The 11,442-nt window shown below is 52.1% G+C and carries 8 protein-coding genes and 4 tRNA genes; 10 read left to right on the top strand and 2 right to left on the bottom strand.

Annotation, left to right across the window (positions count from 1 at the left end; genetic code table 11):
* Positions 1–65: 65 nt before the first annotated feature.
* Positions 66–923 (bottom strand): bifunctional methylenetetrahydrofolate dehydrogenase/methenyltetrahydrofolate cyclohydrolase FolD, encoded by an 858-nt coding sequence (gene folD, locus K5L82_RS06545; protein ID WP_223133587.1) that lies wholly within the window; start codon positions 921–923, stop codon positions 66–68.
* Between the two features lie 236 nt (positions 924–1,159).
* Between folD and K5L82_RS06540 the strand changes: the two genes are divergently transcribed.
* The 10 genes from K5L82_RS06540 (at position 1,160) to K5L82_RS06495 (ending at position 10,441) form a co-directional block, all read left to right on the top strand.
* A tRNA-Pro gene (locus tag K5L82_RS06540) sits at positions 1,160–1,236 on the top strand.
* Between the two features lie 33 nt (positions 1,237–1,269).
* Positions 1,270–1,346: transfer RNA gene (locus tag K5L82_RS06535), tRNA-Arg, on the top strand.
* Positions 1,347–1,438: 92 nt separating this feature from the next.
* Positions 1,439–1,514 (top strand) — tRNA-His (locus K5L82_RS06530).
* A 56-nt stretch (positions 1,515–1,570) separates the two neighbouring features.
* Positions 1,571–1,655, top strand: a tRNA-Leu gene (locus K5L82_RS06525).
* Positions 1,656–1,874: 219 nt separating this feature from the next.
* Entirely contained in the window at positions 1,875–3,179 is a 1,305-nt protein-coding gene (gene tig / locus K5L82_RS06520) for a trigger factor (RefSeq protein ID WP_133005866.1), read from the top strand.
* Between the two features lie 163 nt (positions 3,180–3,342).
* Positions 3,343–3,978: an ATP-dependent Clp endopeptidase proteolytic subunit ClpP gene (gene clpP, locus K5L82_RS06515; RefSeq protein WP_133005865.1), complete on the top strand. Its 636-nt coding sequence runs from the start codon at positions 3,343–3,345 to the stop codon at positions 3,976–3,978.
* Between the two features lie 76 nt (positions 3,979–4,054).
* Positions 4,055–5,338, top strand: coding sequence for an ATP-dependent Clp protease ATP-binding subunit ClpX (clpX, locus tag K5L82_RS06510; RefSeq protein ID WP_133005864.1), 1,284 nt, complete (start codon positions 4,055–4,057; stop codon positions 5,336–5,338).
* A gap of 173 nt (positions 5,339–5,511) precedes the next feature.
* Positions 5,512–7,929, top strand: a complete 2,418-nt coding sequence (gene lon / locus K5L82_RS06505) for an endopeptidase La (protein ID WP_223133586.1) — start codon at positions 5,512–5,514, stop codon at positions 7,927–7,929.
* Between the two features lie 237 nt (positions 7,930–8,166).
* Positions 8,167–8,439: an HU family DNA-binding protein gene (locus K5L82_RS06500; protein WP_114333466.1), complete on the top strand. Its 273-nt coding sequence runs from the start codon at positions 8,167–8,169 to the stop codon at positions 8,437–8,439.
* Positions 8,440–8,593: 154 nt separating this feature from the next.
* Positions 8,594–10,441, top strand: a complete 1,848-nt coding sequence (locus tag K5L82_RS06495; RefSeq protein ID WP_223133585.1) for a SurA N-terminal domain-containing protein — start codon at positions 8,594–8,596, stop codon at positions 10,439–10,441.
* A 48-nt stretch (positions 10,442–10,489) separates the two neighbouring features.
* On the opposite strand, the gene hexR is transcribed toward K5L82_RS06495, so the two are convergent.
* Positions 10,490–11,371 (bottom strand): transcriptional regulator HexR, encoded by an 882-nt coding sequence (gene hexR / locus K5L82_RS06490; protein WP_133005861.1) that lies wholly within the window; start codon positions 11,369–11,371, stop codon positions 10,490–10,492.
* Between the last annotated feature and the right edge of the window lie 71 nt (positions 11,372–11,442).

Below are 11,442 nucleotides of genomic sequence, written 5' to 3'. Positions count from 1 at the left end.
TGAAAAACCCCGCTGATGCGGGGTTTTTTGTGGCTGCTTACTTTATGCGCTTGTTACGGCTGACGTTAGTCGGCGTGTAATACGTCGGCCGCGTACAGCGTGTTTTCCAGCAGCTTGGCGATGGTCATGGGGCCTACGCCGCCCGGAACGGGGGTGATGTAGGCTGCGCGCTCTGAGGCGGCCTTGAAGTCGACGTCGCCGCACAGTGAACCGTCTTCCATCCGGTTGATGCCCACATCGATAACCGTAGCGCCCGGTTTTACCCATTCGCCTTTGATGATGCCAGGTTTGCCAACGGCGGCGATCAGGATGTCGGCTTCGCCAACAAACTTCTCAAGGTTGTCCGTAAAACGGTGGCAGACGGTGGCAGTTGCGCCTTTGAGCAGCAGTTCCATGCTCATGGGGCGCCCAACGATGTTGGATGCGCCCACAATGACGGCGTGCTGGCCCTTGTAAGGGGTGCCAATGAAGTCGAGCAGGGTAATGACACCTGCAGGCGTGCATGGGCGCAGAGTGGGCTTGCGCTGCATCAGGCGGCCGATGTTGAAGGGGTGAAACCCATCGACATCTTTGTCGGGACGAATCTTTACCAGAATTGGGTCTGCGTCCAGGTGAGAGGGTAGGGGGAGTTGTACGAGAATGCCGTCGATGGCCGGGTTCTCGTTCAGCTCGTCTACCAATGCTTCCAAGGCACCCTGAGAGGTGTCTTCGGGTAGGTCGTAAGACAGCGACATGATGCCGGCCTGGTCGCAGGCTTTGCGTTTATTGCCTACGTACACCTGTGAGGCGGGGTCGCTGCCGACCAGAATGACGGCCAGGCCCGGGGCTCTGAGGCCTTTCTGTTTGCGGGCTTCAACGCCGACAGCAACTTGCTGTCGAACTTGTGCGGCAATTTCTTTTCCTTTAATCAGTGTGGCGGTCATGTTTCCATCTTGTAGGTTGGGCATGAATAATGGTCTAATAATGAAGGTCAGGCATTGTCTCATGGTTCAGCATTCTCGCCAACGTAAGTAGGCGGCGTAAATGCTCCTCTTAAGAGGGTTGTGAGAAGGCGTTTTTAAAATTATCTGAATGATTTTCAAATTCTTTGTTGACGGATGCGAAACTCGAAGGTAATATGCGCGCCAACTTTGCTGAAGCACTTGTTGTTCAGTCTTATCGGGGTATAGCGCAGTCTGGTAGCGCGCCTGCTTTGGGAGCAGGATGTCGGGAGTTCGAATCTCTCTACCCCGACCATTTTTCTGAATATTCAGGTGGGCGAAAGGTCAAGCGCCCGTAGCTCAGCTGGATAGAGCATCCGCCTTCTAAGCGGATGGTCGCAGGTTCGAGTCCTGCCGGGCGCGCCATTAGGCTCTAAGTTCGGTCTGCACCGGGCTCGTCAAACCAGCAAAGTTAAAGCTAAATAGATTAAAGTGCCATCGGGCACTTTTTTAATGTGGTGGACGTAGCTCAGTTGGTAGAGCTCAGGATTGTGACTCCTGCGGTCGAGGGTTCGAACCCCTTCGTCCACCCCACTTTATCTGTTTGGTTATTTCCGACGTTCTGAGTTCTTCAGAATATATTCGGGCATGCGAGAGTGGCGGAATTGGTAGACGCACTGGATTTAGGTTCCAGCGGGGCAACCTGTGAGAGTTCAAGTCTCTCCTCTCGCACCATCCTTTCTTGTTTTTTCTGTTTTTGATCCCATATTCACGTTTACTGCCGAAATCATGTTGATAAACCGTCATTCTGGTTGGTGCAATGATTCTCTCGACAGGGTAAACCGTGATAAACTACCGGCTTTTAATTTTGCGTCCCGTTAGAGTGTTTCGCTCTTAGTGGGATTTTGTTTTAATTTTCATTCACATACAGAATCTGTAATTCGAGGATCTTCCATGCAAGTGTCTGTTGAAACGACCTCTAACATCGAACGTCGCATGACGATTGGTGTGCCCGCCCAGGAAATTGATCAGGCGGTCCAGAAACGCCTACAGGAAACTGCTCGCACTGTGCGCTTGAACGGTTTCCGTCCAGGCAAGGTGCCCATGAGCGTGGTTAAGCGTCGTTTCGGTGACAGCATCCGTCAGGAAATCGTTGGCGAAGTAATGCGCGACAACTACATCAAGGCGTTGCAGGAACAGGATGTTAATCCAGCGGGCTGGCCTCAGTTTGAGCCAAAAACCATGGAAGAGGGCAAAGACCTCGAATTCGTGGCCGTGTTCGAAGTATTGCCGGAAATCGAGCTGGGTGACTTGAGCAAGATTAAAGTTGAAAAGCCCGTAACGGAAGTGACTGACAAGGATATCGACACCATGATCGATAACCTGCGTCGTCAGCAGGCTCCAATGAAAGAAGTAAAGCGTAAGTCCAAGAACAAAGACGTTGTAACCATCGACTTCAAAGGCACCATCGACGGTGAAGACTTTGAGGGTGGCGCCGCGGAAGGTCACCGTCTGACTTTGGGCTCTGGAGAGATGATTCCAGGTTTCGAGAAAGGCATTGTCGGTGGTAAAACCGGTGAAGAGTTCGACATCGAAGTCACCTTCCCGGATGACTACCACAACGAAGAGTTGGCTGGTAAAGCCGCTACCTTTGCAATCACGGTTCATAAAGTAGAAGAACCTCAGTTGCCAGAGTTGGATGCCGAGTTCTTCCAGAAGTTTGGTATTGACGCTGAAGACGAAGCCGGGTTCCGTGAAGAAGTGAAGAAAAACATGGAGCGCGAGCTGAAGCAAGCAGTATCCAACAAGGTTAAGAATGACGTTGTTGAAGGTTTGTTGGAAACGACTGAACTGGACGTACCGTCGTCTTTGGTTGATCAGGAAATTGATCGCCTTCGCCAAGAGGCCGTTCAACGCTTTGGTGGTCAGGTAGACTTCCAGCAGTTGCCGAAAGAGATCTTCGAAGAGCAAGCTCAGCGTCGCGTGAAGACCGGCTTGTTGTTCCAAGAAGTCGTTAAAACCAACGACTTGAAAGCTGATGCTGCGAAAGTAGACGAAAAGATTCAGGAAATTGCTTCGACCTACGAGCAGCCAGAAGAAGTGGTAGCACACTTCAATAGCAGCCAAGAGCAGAAGACACAGGTTGAATCTGTTGTTCTGGAAGAAGCGGTTGTTGATTTGGTGCTGGGTCAGGCCAAAGTGAAAGAAAAGAAGATGAAGTACGAGGAAGCTGTCAAGGCGGGTCAAGCCCAGCGTTGATCGCTCGGGCATAGCCCTGAGTCGCTTTCTGGAAACAGCCGGTGTATCCGGCTGTTTTCATCTGGGCTCACTGCTGGCAAAGTATAAGGGTATCTAGGCTTTATATTCCGGATGTCCTGCAGCAGGAGTCCATGCCCAATGTCTTTAAGGAGTTCAGGCACACATGACGCAAAAACCGTTTGATGGCCCAACAATGATAACGAGCGCCGGTCTGGTGCCGATGGTAATCGAGCAGACGGCACGTGGAGAGCGGTCTTTCGACATTTATTCGCGCCTTCTGAAAGAGCGGGTAATTTTTCTTGTCGGTCAAGTGGAAGATCACATGGCCAACCTAGTCGTTGCTCAGTTGCTGTTCCTGGAATCCGAAAACCCGGATAAGGATATTCATCTTTATATCAATAGCCCGGGTGGTTCGGTCACGGCCGGTATGTCGATCTACGATACCATGCAGTTTATCAAGCCGGATGTGGCTACCTTGTGTATCGGTCAAGCGGCAAGCATGGGTGCCTTCCTTCTCGCCGGTGGTGCAGAGGGCAAGCGTGCATGCCTACCTAATTCCCGTGTCATGATCCACCAACCATTAGGTGGTTATCAGGGGCAGGCTACCGATATCGAAATCCACACCCGTGAGATTCTCAAAATTCGTAATACCCTGAATACGATCTTGGCTCACCATACCGGGCAGGATCTGGAAACCATTGCTCGCGACACCGATCGTGACAACTTTATGGATCCTGATCAGGCGAAAGAGTACGGGCTAATTGATACAGTGCTTGATAAGCGTGTACCGAATAACTAATACTGAAAGTCATCGCATCACCCTTGGTCTGCGTATTTAATGTTTCTGCAGGCCAACGAAGAACAGAGGTATTTCAATGGCAGATGAAAGAAACGGCAGAGGCGACGATAACGGCAAGTTGCTGTACTGCTCGTTTTGCGGAAAGAGCCAGCATGAAGTCCGTAAGCTCATTGCAGGGCCCTCGGTTTTCATCTGCGACGAGTGCGTGGATCTGTGCAACGACATTATTCGGGAAGAGATTCAGGAGAATGCCCAGGAAGAAGCGAGTGATCGTCTTCCGGTGCCGGCAGAGATCCGAGATACTCTGAACGAATATGTGATTGGCCAGGATCGCGCTAAAGTCGTGCTGGCTGTCGCCGTCTATAATCACTACAAGCGCTTGCGCTACGGTGAAGGCAAAAGCGACGTTGAGCTGGGCAAAAGTAACATTCTGCTGATTGGTCCGACCGGTAGCGGTAAAACTCTATTGGCGGAAACCTTAGCTCGTACGTTGAATGTACCTTTCACGATTGCAGATGCGACCACCCTGACCGAAGCCGGTTATGTTGGTGAAGATGTTGAAAACATCATTCAGAAGCTGCTACAGAAGTGTGACTACGACGTCGAAAAGGCCCAGCGCGGGATTGTCTATATTGACGAAATTGACAAGATTTCCCGGAAGTCCGATAACCCTTCCATCACGCGAGACGTGTCAGGTGAAGGCGTTCAGCAGGCGTTGCTGAAGTTGATCGAAGGCACCGTTGCTTCTGTACCTCCCCAGGGCGGTCGAAAGCATCCCCAGCAGGAATTCCTGCAAGTAGATACCGGAAACATCCTATTTATCTGCGGTGGTGCTTTTGCCGGACTGGAAAAGGTTATTCAGGAGCGTTCAGAACGTAGCTCTATCGGCTTCTCGGCAACCGTTAAGAGTCAGGACGACAGCAAGAGCGCTGGCGATATCATCCAGGACGTGGAAACTGAAGATCTGGTCAAGTTCGGTTTGATTCCGGAATTTGTGGGTCGTTTGCCGGTTGTGGCGACACTGACCGAGCTGGACGAAGACGCACTGGTTCAGATTCTGACCGAGCCCAAGAACGCCCTGACCAAGCAGTACCAGAAGCTGTTTGATCTTGAGGGTGTTGAGCTGGACTTCCGAGAAGACGCGTTGCGTGCCGTCGCTCGTAAGGCGATGTCTCGTAAAACGGGTGCTCGAGGTCTCCGTTCCATCATGGAGGCGACCTTGTTGGATACCATGTATCAGATTCCGTCTGAAACCGATGTGTCCAAAGTCGTGGTCGATGAAAGTGTGATTGACGGTGAATCCGAGCCGTTCAAGATCTATGCGAACAGCGATCATGCGAAGGCAGCATCAGAAGACTGACTTTCTCTACAGGCGAAAGATCAGTGATCTGAAAAAGGGGCGTTTAACGCCCCTTTTTCATGGCTGCTGACAAAGTACCCGCAAGGATTTTCACCCCGTAAAAAGATTGCAATTTTGGTCTGCGCCCCAATGATGGGTGATATGCTGAATAAAATGCTTTCAGAGGATTCTCTATGACCCTTATATCCGAAGAAACCGTGCAAGAATATCCGCTGCTTCCGCTTCGCGATGTGGTGGTATTTCCGCACATGGTGGTGCCGCTGTTTGTAGGACGCGAGAAGTCCATTCAGGCGCTCGAAGCTGCGATGGAGGGTAGCAAAGAGATTTTGTTGGTTGCACAGAAAGATGCGGCCACAGATGAGCCTGGCTCGGCTGACGTGTTTGAAATGGGCACTTTGGCTACCGTGCTGCAGATGCTTCGCTTACCGGACGGTACTGTAAAAGTTCTGGTAGAGGGTAATGCCCGCGCCAGCATTTCCGCTGTTGAAGAGGGTGAATACCTGACCGCCGGCGCCGTGTTGATGGACGAAGACCAGCTGCCTGAGCGGGAGCAGGGCGTTCTGATTAAAACGCTGCAGGGTGAGTTTGAGAAGTACGTAAAACTCTCCAAAAAAGTGCCGTCTGAAGTTTCTAATTCTCTAACCGACATTAACGAGATCGATCGCCTTGTGGATACCATGGCCGCGCATCTCGATATGCAGATTCCGGAAAAGCAGGAGCTCTTGGAAGCCCTTGATGTTCGTAAGCGAGTGGATCTGTTGTTGGGGAAGCTGGACAGCGAGACAGACCTGATCGAAGTTGAGAAGCGCATTCGTGGTCGTGTTAAAAAGCAGATGGAGCGGAGCCAGCGTGAGTACTACCTGAACGAGCAAATGAAGGCTATCCAGAAAGAGATGGGCCAACTCGGTGAAGGGAACAACGACTTCGAAGAGCTCGAGCAGAAGCTGGAAGAAGCAGGGCTGCCCGAAGAAGCTCGAAAAAAGACCGAAGCCGAGCTGAACAAGTTGAAGATGATGTCACCGATGTCTGCAGAAGCAACGGTGGTGCGCGGCTACATCGACTGGATGCTGGCGGTGCCTTGGAAAAAACGCAGCCGAGTGCGCCACGATCTTGAGAAAGCCCGCGAGATCCTCGATAAGGATCATTATGGCCTGGACGAAGTCAAAAAGCGCATTCTTGAATATCTGGCGGTTCAAAGTCGGGTGAAGAAGGTGAAAGGGCCTGTGCTTTGCCTGGTAGGGCCTCCAGGTGTTGGTAAGACCTCTCTTGGGCAGTCGATTGCCAAGGCAACCAACCGTAAGTACACCCGTATGGCACTGGGCGGCGTACGTGATGAAGCCGAAATTCGCGGGCACCGCAAGACCTATATCGGTGCGTTGCCGGGCAAGTTGGTGCAGAAGCTGTCGAAGGTTGGCGTGAAGAACCCTCTGTTCCTGTTTGATGAAATCGACAAGATGGGAATGGATCATCGCGGTGATCCTGCTTCCGCTCTGCTGGAAGTGTTGGACCCCGAGCAGAATCATACGTTTAACGACCATTACCTCGAGGTGGATTACGACCTCTCCGACGTGATGTTTGTGTGCACATCGAATTCTATGGATATACCGCCAGCCTTGCTGGATCGGATGGAAATTATCCGAATCCCAGGGTATACCGAAGATGAAAAGGTCAACATTGCGCTTCGATACCTGGTGCCCAAGCAGATTGTGGCCAACGGCCTGCGCAAGAATGAATTGGAAATGCCCGAAGAAACATTGCGGGATCTCATTCGGTACTACACCCGTGAAGCGGGTGTTCGTGGGCTAGAACGTGAAATCGCCAAGATTTGTCGGAAGGTTGTCCGCGAGCACGTAGAAAGCAGCGACAAGGCTTCTGTAACGATCACGCCAGAAATGTTGGAAGACTATTCGGGCGTGAAAAAGTTCAAGTACGGCCTTGCAGAAGAGAACAACCAGATTGGTCAAGTGACAGGCTTGGCTTGGACTCAGGTTGGTGGCGAACTGCTGACGATTGAGTGTGCGTTAACACCGGGTAAAGGACGGGTTGTGAAGACCGGTTCCCTCGGTGACGTCATGCAAGAGTCGATTCAGACGGCCCTGACAGTGGTCAGAAGTCGAGCAACCGGACTCGGCGTAGCCGACGATTTCCATGAAAAGCACGATTTACACGTTCACGTACCGGAAGGTGCAACGCCAAAAGACGGTCCAAGTGCAGGTATCGGGATGTGTACAGCTCTTGTTTCTTCACTCACGAAAATACCCGTCCGCGCGGACGTTGCGATGACTGGTGAGATCACTCTGAGAGGCCGTGTGTTGCCGATTGGAGGGCTTAAAGAGAAGCTCCTTGCAGCGCACCGGGGCGGCATTAAGACCGTTTTAATTCCGGATGAAAATGTCCGTGATCTCAAAGAGATACCGGAGAATATAAAGGAATCTCTCGAAATCAAACCGGTTAAGTGGATTGACGAAGTGCTCGATATTGCGCTGGCTTATCCGCCCGAGCCTAGAGCGGCAGAAGGCGAAGAAAAGACAACTTCTGCCAAGGGGAATGACGACTCCAATGATGCCGCAGAGCGCATAAATACACATTAAACCCTAGATGAGTTGTTGACATGTCGGAGAGCCCATTGGTATAACTGTTTCGCCGTGAAGCAGCCAATACCAAGGGCTCCCGCGCAGTATGTGCCTATTCCAAACACCGGTTAATCGCCGAAAGGAATAATAAAAGTGAAGAATGGAATTCTCCGACCGCTTATGCGATAGTCGTGAGCGTCCGCGAAAAACAAACCAACCTATAACATCTTCAACCTGATATCGAAGGGGTTTAGTGTGAACAAGTCCGAACTGATTGATGCAATTGCAGAATCCGCAGATATTTCCAAAGCTGCAGCTGGCCGTGCGCTGGATGCTATGACGAACACCATCACTGGTGCTCTGAAGAATGACGATCAGGTTACTCTGATCGGCTTCGGTACCTTTTCTGTGAAGGAGCGCGCCGCTCGTACCGGCCGCAACCCGCAGACTGGCGCTGAGATCAAGATTCCGGCCTCTAAAGTGCCTGGATTCAAGGCAGGCAAGGCCCTGAAAGACGCTGTTAAGTAATAGCTCTTTCTCTGGCAGCTTCCGCTGGCGGAAGTTGCCATAAGAATTCAAGGCGCATTCCGGACAGGGTGCGCCTTTTTACGTTAAAGGTAGCCGGGGCTTCAGCTCGCACAATAATCACCAGCACGACCTTGAACAGGGATTCAGAACTAACATGCTTCAAGATATTCGGGATAATGCCCAGAGTACTATCGCCAAGGTCATCGTTGGCCTTTTGATTGTTTCGCTTTCCATCTGGGGAATGGATGCCATTATTGGCGGTTTTACCGGTGAGCCAGAAGTGGCTACTGTGAATGGCACCGACATCACCGAACGGGAGTTCCTCCGAACCGTTCAACTGGAAACCCAGCAGCGTCTGATGCAGATGGAAAATCCAGATCCGTCGCTGGTCGATGAAGACCAGCTGCGTACCGACGTTCTGGAAGCCCTTATTCAAGAGGCTGTGCTGACCCAAGATGCGGAAAACCAAGGGCTTGAGTTGTCGGATGCCGACATCGATGCGCTGATCACTCAAATGCCACAGTTTCAGGTCGACGGTACGTACAGTCCTGAAAGGTTTGCGGCGACAGTTCGCAATCTCGGAATGGGCGTTGCCGAATTCCGGGCCAGTATGCACAAGAGCTACGTGACCAACCAGATCCGCGCGGCGATCGCGCAGACCGCATTGGCGGCACCTGAAAGTGCGGCTCAGCTCCTGGCGATTCAGAATCAGACCCGGGATTTCCGTGTACTGTCGTTGTCCAAAGACGAAGTTGTTGATCAGGTGTCCGTGACAGATGAAGAAGTTTCCGCGTATTACGACGAGAATAAGGCTCAATTCCAGGAGCCAGAAAAGGTCGATGCGGTATATCTGACGTTGTCTCAGGGCACTTTGGCTGAAGCTGTTGAGGTGAGTGAGGACGAAGTGCGGGCCGAGTATGAATCTCGGGCCGAGCAGTTCGCTCGGGAAGAACGCAAGGCGGCCCATATTCTGATCGAGGGGGGCGCGGAAGCAGAAGAAACGATATCTACCATCCAGTCTCGCATGAATGACGGTGAGTCTTTCGCCGAACTCGCTAAAGAGTTCTCCGCCGATACCGTATCTGGTCGCGAAGGTGGTGATTTGGGTTACGCAGGCCGTGGGGTATACGACGAAGCGTTCGAAGATGCGCTTTTTGCCTTGGAAGAAGGTGAAGTTTCAGAACCGGTTGAAACCAGTTTTGGTATCCATTTGATTCGCTTGGACGACGTTCGCCGTTCCGACGTACCCGCATTCGAAGAGCTTGAAGCGCAGCTGCGTAGCGAGTTAGCTCGCTCCAAAGCGGAAGAGCGTTATGTTGAAGTACGTTCTGACTTAGCGGACGCCGCTTATGCTGCGGATGACTTGGCCGGCCCAGCCAGCGAATTGGGGCTGGAGCTGCGTGAAGTTCAGAGTGTCACTCGAGACGGTGGTGCTGCACCGTTTGATCATTCCGGGCTGGTACGTCAGCTGTTCTCCGCAGATGTGCTGGAAGATGGCTACAATACGGAACTGATAGATGTAGGCGACAATGTCTCCGTTGTAGCTCGCGTTAAAACCCATCATGAAGCTCGTCAGCTTGAGTTAGCCGATGTTCGTGATGACATCAAAGCGACACTTGAAGTGATGGCTACCCGAGAGGCACTGCAAGCGAAAGCGAACAAACTGGTGGCAGACATGGAGTCTGGCGAAGGCGTAGAGGAAGGCAGCTGGAAGCAATTTGAATCTCAGGGCCGTGGTGCGGCCGGTGACCTTAGTCAGTTGGTTCTTCGCAAAGCGTTCACCATGCCGCGCCCTGATGACGAGCAGCCGTCTGTAGACGCCGTTGTCGGTTTGGCGGAAGCGCATATTATCGCGCTTGATGCGGTCAACGAAGGTGAAGTTGATCGGGAAAACGGTGAGTTCCAGCAAGTTCAACAGTTCCTGACCCAGCTGGAAGGTCAGCGCGAATACGCGGTCTATCAGCAATATCTGAGGGAAACCGCAGAGATCGAGCGTAACTAGTCGATCTCTCGCAGGAAACAGGAAAAGGGTGCTTCGGCACCCTTTTTTTTATGTCTTTTGGTTTAGCGGGAAGCGCGTAGCTTTCAGGCTTTCTTTCACTTTTTTGAGGTGATTGAGGAAATCGGGGCCTCGCTTCAGAGTAACGCCAGTCGCCAGTATGTCGATCACGGTAAGGTGAATGATGCGTGAAGACATCGGCATATACACTTCAGTGTCTTCCGGGGAGGTCACTCCCAAAACGGTGGTGCACACTTCGGCCAAAGGCGAGTCCGGATTGGTGATTCCTATAACGGTGGCGCCATTGCTGCGGGCCAATTCGGCGGACTCGACAGACTCCCGAGTGCGGCCGGTATAGGAAATCACGACAATGGTATCTCCCACGCCAGCGCCCGCTGCGATCATTCGTTGCATCAGTGCATCTTCGTAGGCGGCAACCGGCGTATTGAATCGGAAAAACTTATGCTGGGCATCCATCGCCACCGAAGCGGACCCGCCCATGCCAAAGAATATGATCTGTTTCGCCTGAATCAGGTAATCGACGACCGTTGCAATCGACTCAGGGTCTAGCGCCTGTCGGGCTTTGTCCAGGCTGGCGATGGTGCTGAACATGATCTTATCCGAATATTCTGACGCGTTGTCATCAGGCTTAATGTTTTCTCCCACATAGGGGGTGCCTGTGGCGATGCTCTGTGCCAACCGTATCTTGAAGTCTGGGAAACCAGTGGCTGAGAAACCGCGACAAAAGCGGTTGACCGTTGGTTCGCTGACATCTGCAGCCCGGGCCAGAGCCGCAATGCTGTATCGAGTAGCGGCGCTGGGATCACGTAGGATCGCGCCGGCGACCTTCCGCTCGGATTTATTGAGGGTTTCCAGGCGGTTCTGGATTTCTTCCAGCAAATTCTCTTCTCTACGGACCGCACTGACTGCCATACGGAATGCTCCCTGTCTGCACGCAATGGTTGTAATGATTCGTCATTATACCTTTCTTGAAATGAAATCTG

This window comes from Marinobacter sp. AL4B (assembly GCF_019916045.1).
In the GTDB taxonomy this organism is placed as follows: Bacteria; Pseudomonadota; Gammaproteobacteria; order Pseudomonadales; family Oleiphilaceae; genus Marinobacter.
The sequence above is the reverse complement of the archived record's forward strand: the minus strand, read 5'-3'. Positions and strand labels throughout refer to the sequence as shown.